The organism is Flavobacterium sp. GW821-FHT11G01, from assembly GCF_058808175.1.
Genome location: NZ_JBXARK010000009.1, coordinates 226590 through 247248 on the forward strand (window position 1 = coordinate 226590; position 20659 = coordinate 247248).

At 33.3% G+C, this 20659-nt stretch carries 19 protein-coding genes; 6 read left to right on the forward strand and 13 right to left on the reverse strand.

Annotated elements, in window-relative coordinates; all coding sequences use genetic code 11:
- Positions 1-30: 30 nt before the first annotated feature.
- Positions 31-384: a hypothetical protein gene (locus tag AC1RRN_RS16920; RefSeq protein WP_492968426.1), complete on the reverse strand. Its 354-nt coding sequence runs from the start codon at positions 382-384 to the stop codon at positions 31-33.
- 189 nt (positions 385-573) lie between these two features.
- On the opposite strand from AC1RRN_RS16920, the gene AC1RRN_RS16925 reads away from it, so the two are divergent.
- Positions 574-1311, forward strand: coding sequence for a porin family protein (locus tag AC1RRN_RS16925; protein WP_492968427.1), 738 nt, complete (start codon positions 574-576; stop codon positions 1309-1311).
- Here AC1RRN_RS16925 and AC1RRN_RS16930 read toward each other — a convergent pair.
- Complete coding sequence (locus AC1RRN_RS16930; RefSeq protein ID WP_492968428.1) at positions 1306-1911, reverse strand: hypothetical protein; 606 nt, start codon at positions 1909-1911, stop codon at positions 1306-1308. The two genes, AC1RRN_RS16925 and AC1RRN_RS16930, sit on opposite strands and share 6 nt — an antisense overlap.
- A 216-nt stretch (positions 1912-2127) precedes the next feature.
- Here AC1RRN_RS16930 and AC1RRN_RS16935 point away from each other — a divergent pair, with 216 nt between their 5' ends.
- The 3 genes from AC1RRN_RS16935 to AC1RRN_RS16945 all read left to right on the forward strand — a co-directional run bounded on the left by AC1RRN_RS16935 (position 2128) and on the right by AC1RRN_RS16945 (position 6210).
- Positions 2128-4599, forward strand: coding sequence for a bifunctional UDP-N-acetylmuramoyl-tripeptide:D-alanyl-D-alanine ligase/alanine racemase (locus tag AC1RRN_RS16935; protein WP_492968429.1), 2472 nt, complete (start codon positions 2128-2130; stop codon positions 4597-4599).
- Between the two features lie 67 nt (positions 4600-4666).
- Positions 4667-5047 carry a large conductance mechanosensitive channel protein MscL gene (mscL, locus tag AC1RRN_RS16940; protein ID WP_492968430.1) on the forward strand — a complete coding sequence of 127 codons (381 nt, stop codon included), beginning with the start codon at positions 4667-4669 and terminating at the stop codon, positions 5045-5047.
- A 173-nt stretch (positions 5048-5220) separates the two neighbouring features.
- Positions 5221-6210, forward strand: a complete 990-nt coding sequence (locus AC1RRN_RS16945) for an aspartate-semialdehyde dehydrogenase (protein WP_492968431.1) — start codon at positions 5221-5223, stop codon at positions 6208-6210.
- 180 nt (positions 6211-6390) lie between these two features.
- Here the strand turns inward: AC1RRN_RS16945 and AC1RRN_RS16950 are convergent, their stop codons facing one another.
- The 7 genes from AC1RRN_RS16950 to AC1RRN_RS16980 all read right to left on the reverse strand — a co-directional run bounded on the left by AC1RRN_RS16950 (position 6391) and on the right by AC1RRN_RS16980 (position 13859).
- A complete protein-coding gene (locus tag AC1RRN_RS16950; protein ID WP_099710409.1) occupies positions 6391-6708 on the reverse strand; it encodes a 2Fe-2S iron-sulfur cluster-binding family protein in 318 nt (105 codons plus the stop codon).
- 61 nt (positions 6709-6769) lie between these two features.
- A complete protein-coding gene (locus AC1RRN_RS16955) occupies positions 6770-7255 on the reverse strand; it encodes a hypothetical protein (RefSeq protein ID WP_492968432.1) in 486 nt (161 codons plus the stop codon).
- 213 nt (positions 7256-7468) lie between these two features.
- Entirely contained in the window at positions 7469-7708 is a 240-nt protein-coding gene (locus AC1RRN_RS16960) for a NifU family protein (protein WP_026982674.1), read from the reverse strand.
- Between the two features lie 111 nt (positions 7709-7819).
- Entirely contained in the window at positions 7820-8953 is a 1134-nt protein-coding gene (locus AC1RRN_RS16965) for an Mrp/NBP35 family ATP-binding protein (protein WP_492968433.1), read from the reverse strand.
- Between the two features lie 270 nt (positions 8954-9223).
- A complete protein-coding gene (locus AC1RRN_RS16970) occupies positions 9224-11659 on the reverse strand; it encodes an ABC transporter permease (RefSeq protein WP_492968434.1) in 2436 nt (811 codons plus the stop codon).
- A gap of 134 nt (positions 11660-11793) precedes the next feature.
- The gene (locus AC1RRN_RS16975) at positions 11794-12501 is read right to left on the reverse strand and encodes an ABC transporter ATP-binding protein (RefSeq protein ID WP_072970269.1); all 708 of its coding nucleotides are present in this window, start codon (positions 12499-12501) and stop codon (positions 11794-11796) included.
- A gap of 113 nt (positions 12502-12614) precedes the next feature.
- Entirely contained in the window at positions 12615-13859 is a 1245-nt protein-coding gene (locus AC1RRN_RS16980; RefSeq protein WP_492968468.1) for an efflux RND transporter periplasmic adaptor subunit, read from the reverse strand.
- Positions 13860-14016: 157 nt separating this feature from the next.
- Between AC1RRN_RS16980 and AC1RRN_RS16985 the strand changes: the two genes are divergently transcribed.
- The gene (locus AC1RRN_RS16985) at positions 14017-15375 is read left to right on the forward strand and encodes a sigma-54-dependent transcriptional regulator (RefSeq protein ID WP_492968435.1); all 1359 of its coding nucleotides are present in this window, start codon (positions 14017-14019) and stop codon (positions 15373-15375) included.
- A gap of 171 nt (positions 15376-15546) precedes the next feature.
- Positions 15547-16872 (forward strand): sensor histidine kinase, encoded by a 1326-nt coding sequence (locus tag AC1RRN_RS16990; RefSeq protein ID WP_492968436.1) that lies wholly within the window; start codon positions 15547-15549, stop codon positions 16870-16872.
- Positions 16873-17086: 214 nt separating this feature from the next.
- Here the strand turns inward: AC1RRN_RS16990 and AC1RRN_RS16995 are convergent, their stop codons facing one another.
- The 4 genes from AC1RRN_RS16995 to AC1RRN_RS17010 all read right to left on the reverse strand — a co-directional run bounded on the left by AC1RRN_RS16995 (position 17087) and on the right by AC1RRN_RS17010 (position 20491).
- The gene (locus AC1RRN_RS16995; protein ID WP_492968437.1) at positions 17087-17416 is read right to left on the reverse strand and encodes an MGMT family protein; all 330 of its coding nucleotides are present in this window, start codon (positions 17414-17416) and stop codon (positions 17087-17089) included.
- Positions 17417-17575: 159 nt separating this feature from the next.
- A complete protein-coding gene (locus AC1RRN_RS17000) occupies positions 17576-18214 on the reverse strand; it encodes a LysE family transporter (protein WP_492968438.1) in 639 nt (212 codons plus the stop codon).
- A 44-nt stretch (positions 18215-18258) separates the two neighbouring features.
- The gene (gene trmB, locus AC1RRN_RS17005; protein WP_056190496.1) at positions 18259-18936 is read right to left on the reverse strand and encodes a tRNA (guanosine(46)-N7)-methyltransferase TrmB; all 678 of its coding nucleotides are present in this window, start codon (positions 18934-18936) and stop codon (positions 18259-18261) included.
- Between the two features lie 172 nt (positions 18937-19108).
- A complete protein-coding gene (locus AC1RRN_RS17010) occupies positions 19109-20491 on the reverse strand; it encodes an ammonium transporter (protein ID WP_492968439.1) in 1383 nt (460 codons plus the stop codon).
- Positions 20492-20659: the final 168 nt, after the last annotated feature.

The window sequence follows — 20659 nt, forward strand, 5'->3', positions numbered from 1 at the left end:
AATTTGGTTTTATTTCGAGTATTTCGAAATCTAAGAAACTATAGATGCTGGTGGTCCGCGCAATAAATAAGCGCTTCGGGAAAACGAAAAAACATTCTCAGAAACAGTAAAGAAATAAGGGATTTCTTTGTGAAAAGTACGAAATTGAAAAGCAAAATCTTCAGGAAGAATATAACTTCCAAAAGCAAAATGACAAACGTAACACAAATCATAATTATGATGCTGATGCGTTATTTCGCCACTTGGATCACTATAATCGTGATGACATTGTTTTTCTGAAAGTTGCTTTACAATATGCTCATAACTGTGTATCGACTGAAACAATATTGAGAACAATATTGTCAGCGCGAAAGAAACACTTAATATGAGCTGCTTTTTTTTCATGCAGGACAAAGGTATAAAACAGCAATGAAAAATTGACTCATTTTCTAGATTCTGTTGCTAATTTGTTGAAAAAAGTGCAACAAATAGTTTTATTCGTCGTGAAAAACAGAATAATAACTTTCAAATGGTATCCTGAACTGGCATTATATTATATTTGTGTAAAATAAATCTACTTTAAAAAACGTTTATTTGAGAACCACTTTAAAACCAAAATACGATATGCGATTCCTTTTAAGTTGTTTGTTTTTAGTTTCGTTTTTCAATGCTTTTTCACAGGAAGAAGTGAAACCTGAAATAAAACCAGTGATTAAAATTGATTCCTTATATCGCGAAGATCAGTTTTATTTTACGGTAACGTATAATATGTTGGTTCAGGGACCTCCGGGTTTAAAACAAGATAAATTTTCTGCCGGACTTTCGGGAGGTTTTCTGCGTGACTTTCCTATCAATAAAAAAAGAACTTTTGCCATAGCACCCGGTTTAGGATTAAGTTATCAAAATTATTATCAAAATTTGACGGTTTCAAAAGGTGCTGACGGCTCATTAGTATATGGGGTAAATGATTACGGAGAGTTTGTTGCGAATAGATTTAGACAATATTCCGTTGATTTACCAATAGAATTCAGATGGAGAAATTCGACTTATGAAAGCACTAAATTTTGGAGAATTTATACAGGTTTGAAATTTAGCTATGTTTTTGCAACTAAATCTGTTTTGAAAGACGGAGAGACCACTTATAAAATTAAGAATAATCCGGATTTAAATGATTTTCAATATGGAGCTTACATTTCTGCAGGATATAATACCTGGAATATTTATGCTTATTATGGCTTAAATCCGTTATATAAATCTAATGTTAAGACATTAGATGGTGAAAGTGTCAATATGAGAACATTAAATCTGGGACTGGTTTTTTATATCCTATAACCACAAATATAAAAACAATAACTGCGGTAAAACGCCCAGTAATAAACCGATCATTAATTCTTTAGGCGTATGAGCTTCCATTTCTAATCGGGAAGAAGCCACAACCCCGGTCATTAAAATTAAAAAAGCACCCCAATACGGATTTTGCATTTGTAAATGAATGTTTAAACCAATTACAAAAATGGTCAAACCGCTGATTGCCATCATATGCAAACTTGCCTTTATTTTAAAAAGAGAACATATTAAAGCTAAAATGGTACTGAATAAAGCGCCGAGAAAAAAGAAATGAAGTTCGGGATAACGTGTAATTATAATACTTCTTTTTACCAAAAGGATATATAAAAAACACTGTAAAATGAGTGGAATTTTGCGTTGCGATGTTTCTGCAACCATTATAGAATCGACGTGTCCTGTCGAGCGAAGCAACAAGAAAAATAAGATCGGAACTAAAAAAGTAATGATCAGAATCTGGAACAACACATAATATTTTTCCTGATTGGTAAAAATATCTCCTTTGGCAAAAAGATAAAATAACGTAGCATACATCGAAATAAAAATCGGATGTAAAATATACGAGAATATCGGCAGGATTCGTTTCAAAATGCTATAAATTGAGGTCGTCAACAAATATAATGATGTTTTTTGCCACGAAATACACAAATTTTCACAAATTATATTTAAAATTTTTCTGGCAGATTAAAAGCAAATAAAATTAAATCTGTTAATCTACGGCTAATTATTTGAGCCAAATATTAGTGAAAATTTGTGAAATTCGTGGCAAACCTTTTTCTAAATTTGACAAAAGAAACTTTCTAAATGAGCATAAATTTAAAAAACCTTATTTCGGTTCTTGACGCCAAATGGATTGGTCCTGATACTGATATTTTTGTTGATCATATTTCTATCGATAGCCGTTCGTTACAAAACGGATCAAAAACATTATTTTTTGCTTTATCAGGCGCTAATAATGATGCTCATTTATATATTTCGGAGTTGATAGAAAAGGGAGTTCAGAATTTTGTGGTGCATCACATTCCGAAAAATAGCGAGGGGAAAGCTAATTTTTTGGTAGTAAAAAATACACTCAAAGCTTTACAGCAATTTGCAAGTTATTACCGTGATCTTTTCGATTTTCCTATACTCGGAATAACCGGAAGCAACGGAAAAACGATTGTAAAAGAATGGCTTAATTTTTTATTAAGTCCCGATTATAATGTTATCAGAAGCCCTAAAAGCTACAATTCTCAGGTTGGCGTTCCGCTTTCTGTAATTGCCATTAATGAAAAACATAATTTAGGTATTTTCGAAGCAGGAATTTCGACGGTTAACGAGATGAGTAAACTCGAAAATATCATAAAACCAACTATTGGTGTTTTAACGAATATTGGTCCTGCACACGATGAGGGTTTTGAAAAGTTAGAGCAGAAAATCAAAGAGAAATTATTGCTTTTCAAAAAATCAAAAGTTATTATTTATCAAAAAAATGAACTTGTTGATCAATGTTTAAAGGTGTTTTGTGAAGAATATCCAATAAAAGACAGAGTCCTTTTTTCCTGGAGCTTTACAGATAATAAGGCTGATGTGTTTATTCTGGAAAAGGAAAATAGAAATGAAAAAACGACTATTCAATATCAATATCAAAACGAATTTTTCGATTTAGAAATTCCATTTAGTGATTCGGCTTCAGTAGAAAATACGATTTCATGTTTGCTGGTTTTGCTTTATTTTAATTATGATTTTGAAACCATTCAGGGACGCATGAAAATGCTGTATCCGGTTGAAATGCGTTTGGAAGTAAAGAACGGAATCAATAATTGCAGTATAATTGATGATAGCTACAGTTCCGATTTTCAGTCGCTAAAAATTGCTTTGGATTTTCTGGAAAGCCAGCAAAAAAAGAACGCAACAAAAACCGTTATTTTGTCTGATATTTTCCAAAGCGGATTTTCAAATGAAGAGTTATACTCAAAAGTAGCACAACTTATTGCTGATAATAAAGTCAACAGAGTAATTGGAATTGGAAAGACGATTACCTCTTTTAAAAACAAATTTTCAAATATAATTACATTTGAAAATACAGCCGAATTTATCTCGAAGTTCGAAAGTTTAAATTTCAATAATGAGACGATTTTGATTAAAGGAGCAAGGTCATTTCAATTTGAAGAAATAGTTTCATTACTGGAAGAAAAAACGCATGAAACGGTTCTTGAAATTAACCTGGATTCCATTAGTCATAATCTGAATTTCTTTAAAGCCAAATTAAATCCGGATGTAAAAATCATGGTTATGGTAAAAGCTTTCGGATATGGAAACGGAGGTTTGGAAATTGCAAAATTACTGGAACATCATAAAGTAGATTATTTAGGTGTGGCTTTCGCCGATGAAGGAATTTCATTGAAAAATGGCGGAATTAAATTGCCAATTATGGTTCTGAATCCGGAATCGACCAGTTTTCCTTCGATTATTCAATATCAGTTAGAACCTGAAATTTATAGTATAAAAGGATTAAATGCATTTTTGAAAATTGCCAGAGAAAAGAATCTGAAGGATTTCCCTATTCATATAAAATTGGATACAGGAATGCATCGATTGGGTTTTGAAGAAAACACACTCGATGAATTGATTGAAACTTTAAAAGGAAATACAAGTGTAAAAGTAAAAAGTGTTTTGTCGCATTTAGCAACAAGTGATGAAATGAAACATTATGATTTTGTCATTTCGCAAATTAATTTATTCGAAAAATTATCATCGAAATTAATTTCAGAACTAAATATTAATCCAATTCGTCATATTCTGAATACATCCGGAATTAGTAATTTTCCAGACGCACAATATAATATGGTACGATTGGGAATAGGTTTGTACGGTGTTTCCAACGATCCATCGGAACAAAAATATTTAGAAAACGTAAGCACTTTAAAATCTATTATTTCTCAGGTTAGAACGATTCCCATGGGCGACAGTGTTGGTTATGGCCGTCGTTTTATGGCTGAAAAAACAACTAAAATTGCTACGATTCCAATTGGTTATGCTGATGGAATTTCAAGACTGTGGGGAAATCAAATTGGTTATGTTACGATAAAAAATCAAAAGGCATTTATTGTAGGAAGCATTTGTATGGATATGCTTATGGTTGATGTAAGCGAAATTGATTGTAAAGAAGGAGATTCGGTTATTATTTTTGGCGAAAACCCAACGGTGATTGAAATGGCAGAGGCTTTAAAAACGATTCCGTATGAAATTTTAACTAGTATTTCACAACGTGTAAAAAGGGTATTTTTTAGATAATTTGCTGGAATTATAAAGAAAATTACGTATTTTCGATATACTTAATTATAAATTTAAAGAAACAATTATGAGTGTACTTTCGGAATTTAAGGAATTTGCAATGAAAGGCAACGTGGTCGATTTGGCTGTCGGTGTCATTATTGGAGCTGCTTTTGGCAAAATTGTAAGCTCATTAATTGAAAATGTAATTACGCCACTGATATTAAAACCGGCATTAGATGCGGCTCATTTATCTACTATCGAAGAGTTAACCGCTTTTGGTGGAGTAAAATATGGTCTGTTTATTTCGGCTGTAATTAACTTTATAATTGTTGCTTTTGTATTGTTTTTAATTATTAAAGGAATAAACAAAGTGAAGAAGAAAGATGAAGTTGTTGCGCCACCTGCAGGACCAACTCAGGAAGAATTACTTATTCAAATTAGAGATCTATTAAAAAATAAACAATAATATACTATACCGCTACACTAAGTCTAATTTAACCGTTCCTTAATTGGGGCGGTTTTTTTGTGTTTGTTTAATTTATAACATTTTGTTATTTTTTGTGAAGCGTCTTGTTTAGACTTTTATTATGTATACTTTTGCATTATAATTTAGATTTAATTCATACTAAAAATATAAAAATGAGAATAGCGGTTGTAGGTGCCACTGGTATGGTTGGCGAAGTAATGCTTAAAGTTTTAGCGGAAAGAAATTTTCCTGTTACAGAATTAATTCCTGTTGCATCTGAAAGATCAGTAGGAAAAGAAATTGAATATAAAGGAACAAAATATAAGGTTGTAGGAATGCAAACAGCAGTTGATATGAAAGCTGATATTGCGGTTTTCTCTGCCGGAGGTGATACTTCATTAGAATGGGCTCCAAAATTTGCTGCAGCCGGAACAACAGTTATTGATAATTCTTCTGCGTGGAGAATGGATCCTACTAAAAAATTGGTAGTGCCAGAAATTAATGCTGATACCTTAACAAGAGAAGATAAAATTATTGCAAACCCAAACTGCTCTACTATTCAAATGGTATTGGCTTTGGCTCCTTTGCATAAAAAATACAATATCAGAAGGGTTATTGTTTCTACTTATCAATCGATCACCGGAACTGGTGTAAAAGCGGTAAAACAATTAGAAAACGAATATGCAGGAATTCAGGGTGATATGGCATACAAATACCCAATTCACAGGAATGCGATTCCACATTGCGATAGTTTCGAAGAAAACGGGTACACTAAAGAAGAAATGAAATTAGTTCGTGAAACTCAAAAAATCCTTGGCGACAACACCATCAGAGTAACGGCTACTGCAGTTCGTGTTCCTGTTGTTGGAGGACACAGTGAAGCAGTAAATGTTGAGTTTACGAATGATTTTGACGTAAATGAAGTTCGCGAAATTTTGCATAATACTGATGGAGTTGTAGTGCAAGATAATTTAGATACCTTTACATATCCAATGCCATTATATGCTGAAGGTAAAAATGATGTTTTTGTGGGGAGAATTCGTCGTGACGAAAGCCAGCCAAATACATTAAATATGTGGATTGTTGCAGATAACTTAAGAAAAGGTGCTGCTACAAACACAATCCAGATTGCTGAATATTTAATTCAGGCAGGTTTGGTTTAATTAGAGATTAAATAAAATTGTTATAAAGGAAAAACCGTAATTGCAGCAATGTAATTACGGTTTTTTTGTGAATTTTGTAAAATGTAAAAAGATATAAGTGAAACATATGGTATTTCACTTTTTACATTTCACATCTTACATAAAAAAAGCGAGAACTATTGATTCTCGCTTTTTTATATCTTAATATTCAGGAGCAAGTTCTAATTCCAGTCCTTCTAATTCTGTAGTAATTGGAATCTGACAGCCTAAACGACTATTAGATTTAACATAAAATGCTTCCGACAACATGGCTTCTTCTTCATCTCCCATTTCTGGTAATGCAATATCATTTAGAACATAACACTGGCAGGAAGCACACATGGCCATTCCGCCACAAGTTCCTTCAACAGGAAGTTCGTATGCCTTGCATAACTCCATTATATTCATTGCCATATCAGTTGGAGCCTGTAACTCGTGTATAACTCCTTCTCGATCCTTAATCTTTATTAATACATCCATTTTAATTAATTGGAATTTTATGGGTCAGGATTTTATAACGTGAAAAAATCCTTATTTATGTTTAACTAGTTGGTTTTAGGCTAAATGCATACTCCTTTTTGTTTTCTTCTTTAAGATGCATTTTTAAGCCAAGTGTATTGTCATCTTTCGCTAATATTGTAACTATTGCAATAACGGAGTAATAATCTCCTTTATCTGATTGAAAAATTAAAGTCCCCTCATACGTTGAGTTTACGACTCCTTGTTTATCAGTTGTAACAGATATTTTTCTTGGATGAGAAAATTCTGCAGCACTATATGTAGCCTTGTTCGAAAATTTTGCTTTTCCGTCGCAGATGTCATATAGAAAATCATAATTGCCAATTCTTAAACTTCCTTCTTCAGCTGATGGATTAGTTGAAAAAACAATTTGTCCTGCGTATTTAAAATCTGACCATTCTTCTGAATCATTTACCCAGGCTTTGTCAACAATTAAAGTTTGACTTTGTTGTGCGTAATTTACAGACACAAAAAACAACAATAAAAATAGAGCGTAGTAGTTCTTCATAAATTTAAGATTTAAGGTTATGTTACAAATTTAAGTTAAATCTGTAGTAATACCTTAACTAAAACTCTTAAATCTTTACATTGTTTTTTGACAATTTCGCAATACTAGCTGTTATTTTTAATGTTTTATTTCGAAATTACAACATAAATGCACTAAAGGCATATTATTCTTGTTAATAATGCAAATTCTTAAAGTGCAGATTAGCACTTTTTGTTACATTATATTTACCACAGTTTCAATCTGCGGAGCATATTTTTTTATTGTTGTTTCAACCCCTGCTTTTAGAGTCATCTGATTTACGCTACAGCTAATACATGCTCCTTCAAGACGAACTTTAACATGTTTGTCATCGTCTATAGAAATAAGCGTAATATCTCCTCCATCAGAATTTAAAAAAGGTCTGATTTCATCCAAAGCTAGTAATACGTTGCTTGTTAATTCTTCTGTTGTCATAATTTTATCAATTAGAAAATGTGTCAATTAGAAAATTAGATAATTCACTTGCAAGCAAAATTTTCTAATTTTCTAATTTTCAAATTATCTCATTAGTCTTATCTCAATTATCTAATTTTTCTTTACTGCTGAACATCCTGCCATAGTTGTAATTTTAATGGCTTCTGTAGCTGGTAAACTATCATTTCTATTTACTACTTCCTGTACTACATTTCTAGTGATTTCTTCAAAAACAGTTTCAATTGGTGATGCTGTTTGTAAAGCTGCCGGACGACCGTAATCTCCTGCCTCACGAATTGACTGTACAATTGGCACTTCTCCTAAAAATGGAACATCTAAATCTGCTGCAAGATTTTTAGCTCCTTCTTGTCCAAAGATATAATATTTATTATCAGGTAATTCTTCCGGTGTAAAGTAAGCCATATTTTCAATAATTCCCAAAACAGGAACATTAATATTGTCCTGCATGAACATCGCAACTCCTTTTTTAGCATCTGCAAGTGCCACAGCCTGAGGTGTACTTACTACAACTGCTCCGGTAATTGGCAATGATTGCATAATAGAAAGGTGAATGTCTCCCGTTCCCGGAGGTAAATCGATTAACATAAAATCTAATTCTCCCCAATCTGCATCAAAGATCATTTGGTTTAATGCTTTTGCAGCCATAGGTCCTCTCCAGATTACAGCCTGGCTAGGCGCAGTGAAGAATCCAATTGATAGAATTTTGATTTCAAAACTTTCAATGGGTTTCATTTTTGATTTTCCGTCAACGGTAATCGAAATTGGTTTTTCGTTTTCAACATCAAACATAATCGGCATTGAAGGTCCGTAGATATCAGCATCTAAAACTCCAACAGCAAAACCCATTTTCGCAAGCGTTACAGCAAGATTTGCGGTAACAGTTGATTTTCCAACACCACCTTTACCAGAGGCAACGGCAATAATATTTTTAATTCCGGGAATTGCTTTTCCTTTTATTTCATTAGGATTTTCCTTCGCTTCAACTTTGATGTTTACTTTAACTTTAGCTTCTGGAGATACCAATTCATGAATTGTTTTTTTGATATCATCTTCAGCTCTTTTTTTAATGTGCATTGCTGGAGTATGTAATAGCAAATCTACTACAACTTCATCACCAAAAGTAATAACATTGGCAACAGCACCGCTTTCAACCATATTTTTTCCTTCTCCAGCTATGGTAATTGTTTCCAGAGCTTTAAGAATTTCTTTTCTATCTAATTTCATTTTTAATGTAGGTGTTTTCTATTGATGCAACTTATTTAAACACTATATTTATTTAAACTCGTTTCAGACTGCAAAGATAACAGATTATGTTTGGATTCTTATGCTTTTTAAATCGTATTTATTGATATTGAAATTATTCAAAATGATACTATTGCGCTTTTTTGGTTCGTGAATAAAATTTATGAAGCCTGGCAATTTAGCTTTAGAAGAAAAGAAACCCTCCACATTAATTGAATATGGAGGGTTTCTTAAAAAAAATGGTCTACAAGTCTATTCGTATTTTAAATATTTTAAAATGTCTATTTTGGTTACCTGATAGGCTTTTGCCAGAACAATTAACAACGTTAAAACCAATAAGGAAACTAACGCAATGCTAAAAGGAACTACCGAAACATCGATTCTGAAAGCGAAATTCTCCAGCCATTTTTGCAACAAAATGTAAGCCGGAACAATTCCGATTAAAAATCCCAACAAACAAAATATGATGTATTGTTTTGATAATTCTTTAAGAAGAATATCCGTTTCAGCACCCAATGTTTTTCTGATGGCAATTTCTTTCAATCTTCTCTCCATCGAAAATGATGCCAAAGCAAATAATCCAAAAATGGCAATCACAATTACAACTAGATTTAGAATAAAAAACAGATCTTTTTGCTTTACCTGTTCCTGATAGGTTTTGGCAAAACCTTTATTTACAAATTCATAGTCAAAAGGATAATCCGGATTTACATTTTTCTCCCAATAACCTTTAAGTTTATCCAAAGTTCCACCTAAATTATTTGGAGAAACTTTTATATAAACATTGTTAAAGTTGTTCCATTTTAATGTTTTAAGATTGACAAAAACCATAGGAGGAACTTTATCCTGAAGTCCTGTAATATGAAAATCCTTTACAACACCTACGATTTTAAATTTCAAATTTTCTCCGCCTTCGTCTCCCCAACCAGATGTTATAATCGTATTTATTGGATTTTTAAGGTTTAAAGTTTTAACCAGGGTTTCATTCATCAACATATTGCTAATAGTATCTGAAGCAAATTCAGGAGATAAATCACGGCCCTGCACGATTTTAATTTTCATCATTTCAAGAAAACCAAAATCCATTTCAACATTTCTGGGCTGTACTACAACACCATTATGTGTAAATCCTGAGCTCGAATTGGTGCTGTTTCCAAAAGTTCCTGCAAAAGTTGAAATTTCCTGAACTCCTGAAATTTTCTTGATCTCCTGTTTCATTGTCAGGTATTGGTCTGTTCTTTTTTTGCGTTCTGCGGTATTAAAAGGAACTCTTATCACCTGATCACCATTAAAACCAAGTTCTTTGTTCATCATGTAATCGACTTGCGAATTTACAATTAGCGCACCAATGATGAAGAATGCTGCAATTCCAAACTGAAAAATCAACATCGAATTCCGAATCCAAATTCCGCTTTTACTTCTGGAGAAATTGCCTTTTAGAACTTTCAAAGTCTCAAAATTCGAAATATAAATGGCTGGGAATATACCCGCAAGAACGATTACTAATCCAAATATAAAAATGAGCTGCAGGTAAAATTCACCACCATTCATGGTTAAAGTTTTTTTCAAAAAGTTGTTGTAGTAGGGCAAAGAAATTTCAACAATGGCCAAAGCGAATACTATACCCAGAATTACAATGATGGCAGTTTCAAAAATAAACTGAGTAATAATTTGATTTTTTGTAGCCCCTACAATTTTGCGGACACCAACTTCTTTTGCGCGTTTTATGGCCGAAGCTGTTGCCAGATTAATATAATTTACAAGAGATAAAACCAGAATCAAAATAGACAAACCAACCATGATGTAAAGCAATTGCAAGTTGCCTCTTCCTTCAGGAAAATTAATTCCTTGCGAAGATTTTGTTCCATGCAAACGGGCTGTTTGTAATTGATCGATTATAACAGTTGTTTCGCCATTTTCCTTAACATATTGTGCAGGAGTCTGACCATTTTCTTTTGCATCTTTTAAAGTTCTGTTGACAAAGTTTACATTTTGCATTTTCTTTAAAAGGGCATTAGGATCAGTGCCTTTTTTGGCTTTAATCATCATACCATAATTAAAATTTCCCCAACTCGTTTTGTCGCCTTCGCGTTTAACACCGCCAAAAACATAATTTGGTTCAATAGAAGAGGGTCTCATTAAATGATAAACCGACTTTACAGTATAAAATTTATTACCATAATTGATCGACTGACCAATTGGATCTTGATCATTAAAAAGCAATTTTGCAGTTTCTTCAGATATTGCAACACTATTATCTTCTTTCAGGATATTAGTTTTGGCTCCTTTTACGATTGGAAACGGAAATACATCAAAAAAACCATTGTCGGCAACGGTGATTTTGTCAGCCATTATTTTTTTATTCTGAAATTTTATTGGCGCATTGTCATACCAGGTATTGTTAAAGAAACAAATAGATTCAATTTCAGGAATGGTAGCTTTGCAGGTTTCTCCAAAAGGAATTGAGTTGGATGCCCAGGTATTGCCTGTCATTCCTATTTTGTTTAAAACCTGATACGTGTTTTCTTTTTCAGGATTCCATTGATCGTAAGCGTTTTCGTTGTTCCAATATAAAATCGCAAAAATTACGCCGGCAATCCCAATGCTTAATCCTAAAACATTTAAAAACGAAAACAGTTTGCTTTGTTTTAAATGATATATAAATATTTTAAACCAGTTAAAAATCATGGTATATTTTGTTTGTGATTAGTTATTTTTTGAGGTCTAAAAGATTTGTGAATCTTTAGATCATTGCTAATATTTGGCAAACAAATCCAATTAGGATTGTGATTGCGGTTATAATAAATTTTATCATTTCGAAATTATTTAGCGTCCATAAAAACATCTACATTTCTCTGATTGAATCGTTCAGAGAATATCACACCATCTTTCATATGAATCGTTTTTTGCGAAAACGAAGCGTCATAATCAGAGTGGGTTACCATCAAAATTGTCGCGCCTTTTGCGTGCAAATCTGTTAAAAGTTCCATTACTTCATTACCGTTTTTACTATCCAGATTTCCCGTTGGCTCATCGGCAAGAATGATTTTCGGGTCGTTAACCAAAGCTCTTGCCACGGCAACTCTTTGTTGTTGTCCTCCTGAAAGCTGTTGTGGATAATGTTTCAAACGATGTGAAATATTTAATTTCTCGGCAATAGCTTCAATTTTTTGTTTTCTGTCAGATGCTTTTACATTATTGTAAAGCAAAGGCAATTCGATATTGTCGTAAACAGAAAGCTCGTCGATCAGGTTAAAATTCTGAAAAATGAATCCGATGTTTTCTTTACGAACTGCGGCTCTTCCTTTTTCTTTTAAGCCAATCATTTCCTGATCTAATAATTTATAACTTCCATCGGTAGCACTGTCTAAAAGCCCGATGATATTGAGTAAAGTCGATTTTCCACAACCTGAAGGCCCCATGATAGTTAAAAAATCACCTTTTTTAATTTCTAAAGAAATACCGCTCAATGCTGATGTTTCTACTTCTTCGGTTCTAAAAACTTTGGTTAAATTTTGAATTGTTATCATAATGCTTAAGGTGTTAAATGTTATTATTCGTTTTTTGATTGATGATTTTGATTGATGATTGAAACTCTTTATTAATTGTGAATTGTGAATTGTGAATTGTAATCTGTAAAATGTTATTGAGAACTAATCGATAACTCCTCTACATCTTTATAATCTGTATAAGAGGATGTAATCACAGATTCTCCTTCTTTTAATCCTTCCAGAATTTCATAATACGAAGGATTTTCTCTGCCTAATTTGATGTTTCTTCTTTCAGCTTTATTTCCTTTTACTACAAAAATCCATTTTCCGGCCGTTTCCTGATTAAAGCTTCCTTTTGGAACTACTAATGTTTTGTTTTTCTCTGATAAAATCAGTTTTACACCAAAACTAAGTCCGTCTTGCAAAACGATTTCTTCTTTAGAGGTAAAAGCCAATTCTACTGTAAAGTGACCGCTTTTTACTTCCGGAATTACTTTGGTTACCAAAACTTCCAATATTTTCCCTTTAAATTCTACCTGACCTTTTAGACCTTCTCGAACTTTTTCCAAATAAAATTCGTCAACATCGGCAGCCAATTTGTAGCCTTTTTTCGAATCGATTTTTCCTATGCTTTCTCCTGCTTGGAATGTTTTTCCTAAAACCGGTTCAAATGAAGTTAAACGTCCCGTTTCTGGTGCTGTAATCAAAAAGTTCTTTTTGTTGTTTCTTAAAATATCCAAACTTTTTTCCATTGTCTGAATCGAGCGGTTGATTTGCGAAATCTGAACCTGATTCGTTTGTTTTTCTTTTTGGATACTTTGCTGAATCGTTCTTTTTCGCTCTTCCTGAAAACGTAAACTTTCTTTAAAAGTGTTCCAGTCGTTTTTCGAGATCACTTCCTTCTCATATAAACGAGCATTCATATCGTATAATCTTTTGGCGTCATTATAATCGTGTTCGATCAAAACCAAATCTTTATTTAAATTCAATTCCTGATTTCTAATGTTCAGTTTTCCGGTATTCAAATTGTTGATTTGCTCAATAATTGCCGTTTCCTGAGTCAAATAATTCAGTTCTGTGTTCGGGTTGTACAAACGTGCCAACGATTGACCTTTCGTTACCATAGCGCCGTTTTCAACAAAAATCTCTTTTACAGATCCTCCCTCTGTAACATTGACAAGCATTACGTTCAAAGGTTCAACTTTAGCCTGAAAAACCACAAAATCTTCAAAAAAAGCTTTTTCGATTTTTTGAACTGATAGTTCTTCCGCTTTTACATTTAAACTTCTTTTCGTGTTAAACGAAAAAAAGATGATGACAGCCAAAACTAAAAAAACTCCAATTGCTATTGTGAGATACCTAAATTTTCTATTTTTACGAGGAATTACCTTGTCCATTTTATAAATAATTTGTTGATTACCAATAGGTAAATATTGTGCCACAAAATTTATTATTTGTAAAGCCTTGATTTTAAAGAAGCTTTAAAAACCATTCAAAAAAAGGAGTGTTCGATAATGAACAGTTGACCGTTCAAAATCGGACAAAAAAAGACAGATGCGAAAAAAACTAGCCCAAATATTAATTGTTGACGATCAGGAAGAAATTCTTTTTTCGGCAAAAATGATTCTTAAAAAACATTTTGAAACCATTTTTACGACAAACAATCCCAAAAAAATCATTTCTCTTTTAAGTGAAAATGAAATAAATGTGGTGCTGTTAGACATGAATTACCGAATTGGTTTTGAAGACGGACGCGAAGGAATTCATTGGCTTAAAGAAATTAAAACACTTTCGCCTCAAACGATTGTGATTTTAATGACAGCATTTGGTAAAATTGAAACGGCTGTCGAAGGAATAAAAATAGGTGCTTTTGACTATGTTTTGAAACCCTGGCATAATGAAAAATTGTTAGAAACCATTGATAAGGCTGTCGCCGAAAGTAGAAAAAACATCAAAAAACCGGTAATCGAAAAAACCGAAAAAAGATATTTTGTCGGAACTTCCCAAAAAATAAAACAAGCTTATTCTATTGCAGAAAGAGTCGCTAAAACCGATGCCAACGTTTTAATCTTAGGAGAAAACGGAACCGGAAAATATGTTTTTGCCGAGTTTATTCATCAACATTCAGAGCGAAAAAATCAGCCTTTTGTACATGTTGATTTGGGTTCTTTGAGCGATAATTTATTTGAAAGTGAACTTTTTGGCTACGCAAAAGGCGCTTTTACCGATGCCAAAATTGATACTCCCGGAAGATTTGAAATGGCTTCAAACGGAACTATTTTTCTGGACGAAATCGGAAATATTCCGTTGCATTTACAAGCCAAATTATTACACGTTTTACAAACTAAAACCGTAACGCGTTTAGGCGAAAGCAAACCAAGACCGTTAAACGTCCGAATTATTTCGGCAACAAATAGCGATATTAAGGCTGAGGTAAAAAACAAAACTTTCCGTGAAGATTTATTGTACCGCATCAATACAATGGAAATTCAATTGCCATCCTTGCGGGAACGAAAAGACGATATTGTGCCGATGGCTAATTTTATTCTCGATCAGATTGCCGAAAAATACAATCATGGTCCTGAAGCTTCGGGATGGCAGTTTGAAGAAAATGCAGGTCCGTATTTAGAAAAATATCCATGGAAAGGAAATGTCCGCGAAATGGAAAATAAAATAGAACGTGCGTTGATTTTAGCCGATAATAATACGATTTCTGTACACGATTTAGATATTTTAGATTTCGAAGATGTTCAGGAAAATGATGAAAATCCGTTATCTGAAATGGAGAAAACCGCCATCGAAAAAGCACTGTTTAAACACCACGGAAATATTAGTAAAACAGCCGAAGAATTAGGTTTGTCAAGAGCTGCATTGTACAGAAGAATTGAGAAATACGACTTGAAAAACAGTTAATAAATTAAACACATAGAAACATAGATTTTCTGGCGCAATAAAAGGCGTTTCACTTTCATTAACAAACATAGCTATATGTTAAATGATTTGTCATTTTTTTAAACTCTTTTACAAGAAAATAAAAATCTATGTTTCTATGTGTTTAATCTTTAATCCCTAGCAAAAAAAATAATGAAAAATTGGAAGTTTTATAACGCCTTGTTTGTGAGAATTATGTTTGTCATGATCCTCTTTTTCTTTTGCGTTTTTCTAATCTATAAAATGTTTTATTACAACGCCATTTTGGTTGGGCTTTTTGCCGTTGTAATGTTATTTGAAATGTATTTCTATGTCAAAAATCAATTGTTGTTTTATGACAGAACATTGCTTTCAATGCTGCAAAATGACTTTTCAACTAATTTTCCGGAAGAAAATAAAAAAGATAATTTCGAAAGTTTATACCTTTTATACGATGCTTTAAAAATTCAGCAACAGGAACAAACCTCAAAAGAATTGGTGTATCAATCGATCTTAAATAGTATTGATACCGGAACACTGATTTTAGAAAAAGAAAATGACGAATGGAATATCTTCTTGATGAACGATTGCTTTTCCAATTTATTCAAAGTACCAAAAGTCAGTCATTGGAGTTATTTAAAAAACTATTTGCCATCGCTTTGCAATGAAATTGAAAAGTCTGATTTTGTCGAAGTAAAGTCGGCGATTTCAATTAAAATTGAAGATCAGGATTTGCAGACTTTTGTGCTCCAAACATCATTGACAAAAACCTATAATAAAGAATATTTTATCATTTTATTGGATAGTATTCAGCGTGTGATTGAAAAAAAGGAAAAAGAAGCGTGGATTAATTTGATGAAAATTATCTCGCATGAATTAATGAATTCCTTAACGCCGATACGTGCGCTTTCGCAGAATTTACTTCAGATTGTTGACCAGGAAAAACTCGAAGAAGATGATTTTGACGACATCAAAAGCAGTATTTCGACGATCATAAATAGGAGTGATCATTTACAGGTTTTCGTGGAGAATTACCGAAAATTGGCAATGCTTCCAACGCCAACAAAAGTGATGACGCCAATAAATACACTTTTTGAGGATTGTCTCCGAATCATGAATCCGATTTTAAAAGCGGAAAATATTGAATTGATCAATGAAATTAATAGTTCACGTTCGATTTTGATTGATAAAAATCAGATGGAGCAAGTGATTATCAATTTAATTACGAATAGTATTTATGCGTTAAAAGAGAAACAGGAAAAGAAAATGTTTCTATCAAGTTATACCGAAAACAATCGTTTTTTTATCACGATTTCTGATAACGGAAAAGGAATCGATTCTGCAATTCGGGACAAAGTTTTTCTGCCCTTTTTCACCACCAGAAAAGACGGCGCCGGAATTGGTTTAACACTTTCTAAAAACATCATCGAAGCACACGGCGGTTACTTAAGCTACCAAACCGATGAAGATAAAACGAGTTTTGTTATTTGTTTGATTTAAAACGAATTCGTCTTTGTTAAAGTTTGTACGCGTATTTTTGTCATTCCGAGGAACGAGGAATCCCCGCAAGTAACTGTACAATCAAAATCGCCAATCTTTGTCGAGCTTCTCGCGGGGATTCCTCGTTCCTCGGAATGACAAGATTGTGGGTAGAGGAAAAACTTTACGACTTTGCGTGAGATTTCTGCGCAATACACAGATGAACTTATATCACTTATATGGTGGAAATTTCCGGTTGCCAAAAGTGTTTTTCGAAATCCATAATTTGATTGTCAATAACTTCAATACCTTCATTTTCGAGAAGTTGCTGCATTAAATTCGTTCCGTCAAAATGATGTTTTCCGGTTAAAAGACCTTTTCTGTTTACAACACGATGTGCCGGAACATCATCCATATTATGACAGGCGTTCATTGCCCAGCCCACCATTCGGGCAGAACGGGCCGTTCCTAAAGCTTTCGCAATAGCGCCATAAGAAGTTACTTTTCCGTACGGAATTTGTCTGGCGATCGCATAAACTCTTTCAAAAAAATTATCTTCAGCCATAATAAGTTTTAAAATTAGTTTCCCGCAGATTCTGCAGATTTAGCGGATCAGTTTAAATTAAAAAATTCGTATCTGCCAAATCTGCAGAATCTGCGAGAGAATATTTTTGCGCACAAGTAAGAAATCATTTTAATCTTGTAATCTGTGGGTTATTTTCTTCTATCCAAAATAGTAATTCAATATATTAAAAAGCGTCACAACAGCGACTAAACCCGTAATGCTTCCAATAATAGTATTCATGTTGCGCATGATATAATCGGTTTTCTTTTCTATTTTTCCGAAGAAACCAATGTAGCTGTATAAAGCAGCAAACGAACCTAAAACAGAACCCATTACAAAAGTAAAAATGATATTATTTTCAAATACAAAAAGATGGTAAGAAGCTAAAGTTACACTTACCAAAACATAATAAGGAATTGGAAAAAAGTTTAATCCCGAAAGCAGCATTCCTAAAAAGAAACGGCTTTTTTTACTGCTCTTTTTGATTTTTGATTTCTTTTTGGTTTTCGGTTCCTTGGCGATAAACAAAAAGTAAATCGTTAGAATCGAAAAAATAACAAATCCAACTTCGCGCAATAAGGTGACAACATCTGGTCGATTATCAATTACATGTGCAAACAGAAGAGCCACATAAACCTGAAAAAAAATCACGACAAGCGCTCCCAAAACAAACCACAAAGCGTTCTTTCTTCCTTCTTTCAAATTTACTTTTGCTGCGGTCATGTTGATTAAACCTGGCGGAATAATCCCAATGAAAGCGGCAATAAAACCTGAAAGTAATGGAGTAAATAAAGCCATTCAGTAGTTTGATGGGTTAGTGAAATCTGTTTTTCAAAATTAAATTAGTCTTTAATTTTGAAACGAATATACGTAATTGCCTTGTTAATTTCTAAATATTGTTTTTCGTAAAAAGTCTGAAAAGCAGTAACTTCTTCCGGGCTTCCTTCATTTTTATATACATTATGGTTCGCATATAAAACTTCATGTCCTTCGCCGTGAAGCAATCCAAGCGTATAACCGTGCATGAATTCGCTATCAGTTTTAAGATTTACAACACCGTCTTTTTTAAGGATTTTTTTATACAATTTCAAAAATTCAGAATTGGTCATTCTGTGTTTTGTTCTTTTGTATTTGATTTGCGGATCCGGAAAAGTAATCCAGATTTCGTCTACTTCATTATCAGCAAAAATATGATTGATCAATTCGATTTGAGTTCGAACAAAAGCAACATTATGCAATCCGTTTTCAACAGCGGTTTTAGCGCCTCTCCAGAAACGGGCTCCTTTAATATCTATTCCGATAAAATTTTTGTCCGGATATCTTTCTGCTAATCCAACAGAATATTCTCCTTTTCCACATCCTAATTCTAAAACTAATGGATTGTCATTTTTAAAGAAATCAGAATTCCATTTTCCTTTTAAAGGCATTAAATCGCCTACAACTTCTTCTCTTGTTGGTTGAAAAACGTTTTGAAATGTTTCGTTTTCTCTGAATCTTTTTAGTTTATTTTTACTTCCCACTTTTACAAAAATTTTCAGCAAAATTAAGGAATATAAACGAATGAAAATAGCTCGAATTCGGTTTTAAAATTTTTAGCCACGAATTCACGAATTTTTAATTATCTGTTGTAGTAAATACAAGCAGAAAAAATTCGTGAATTCGTGGCTAATCTTTAATGCAAAGAATATTTTTTTAACCGTAATGCGGTTCTGTGATTGCTTTTGATTTTGGATCTAAAGTTTCATCGTGTTGTGATAAATCCAGACCAATGTGTTCTGACTCTTCTGAAACTCTTAGCGGAATAATAAAGTTGGTTACTTTGAATAAGAAATAAGCTCCGAAGAAAGTAAAGATCGAAACCAGAACCAACGCCATCATATGATGTCCGAAAACATTCCAGCCTCCGTGTAATAAACTTGCATCTTCACCATGAGCAAAAATAGCAGTTAGGATCATTCCCATAATTCCACCAACACCGTGACAGGCAAAAACGTCAAGCGTATCATCAAATCTTTTTGAGAAGCTACAGTTTACAACTGAATTTGAAACCAAAGCGGTTACAAATCCGAAAAACATACTTTCCGGAACCGATACAAATCCTGCAGCAGGCGTGATGGCGACTAAACCAACAACAGCTCCAATACAAGCGCCTAAAGCGGAAACTTTTCTGCCATTCATTCGGTCAAAAAATACCCAGGTTAACATGGCCGCCGCCGATGAAGTTGTAGTTGTGGCAAAAGCCATTGCGGCCGTTCCGTTGGCAGCAAGAGCTGAACCCGCGTTGAACCCGAACCAGCCAAACCAAAGCATTCCGGTTCCTAATAATACAAACGGAATATTAGTTGGAATATGCTGACTGTTTTTTCTTTTTCCTAAAACCAGAACTCCGGCCAAAGCAGCGAATCCTGAACTCATATGTACTACAGTTCCTCCGGCGAAATCTTTAACGCCAAAATAACTTCCTAAAACTCCTGTCGGATACCAAACGGCGTGACACAAAGGAGCGTATATGAAAATGGTAAATAAACTGATGAAAATTAAATAAGAAATAAAACGAACGCGCTCTGCAAACGAACCGGTAATAATTGCCGGAGCAATAATGGCAAATTTCATCTGGAACAAAGCAAAAAGCATAAACGGAATCGTGCTCGCTAATTTTTTATGTGGTAAAACATTAACGTAATCCATAAAGGCAAAAGTGGTCGGATTTCCGAAGAAGCTGTAAAAATGTTCTCCAGATCCAAAACCTACAGGATCTCCAAAAGCTAAACTAAAACCAACCGTAACCCATAAAAGTGTTACAACGCCCAAACAAATGAAACTTTGCAACATGGTCGAAATTACATTTTTCTTACCTACCATTCCGCCATAGAAAAAAGACAATCCCGGCGTCATGATTAAAACGAGACAACAAGATGTCAGCATCCAGGCGACATCAGCAGGAACAATATGGTCTGTTGTGCCAAATTCTGATAATACGTAATTGTTTTGAGTAACTGTTGGCCAAAATGCACCCGTAATACAAACTAAACTTATAATAATAAAGGAAATGATCCAGCGTCTTTCTATTTTCATTTTTCAAATACTTTATTGAACCCTATTTTTTTTGGGGTCAAAGTTAAAAAAAAATAAAGATTTTGATTTTAAGGGCTACAAAAATAGAGGCTATGTTTTTATTTTAGTCAATATTGTAAAATTAGGGTCGTTTTTTTGAGACAATGTTATTTTGAGCTTCTAAATTCC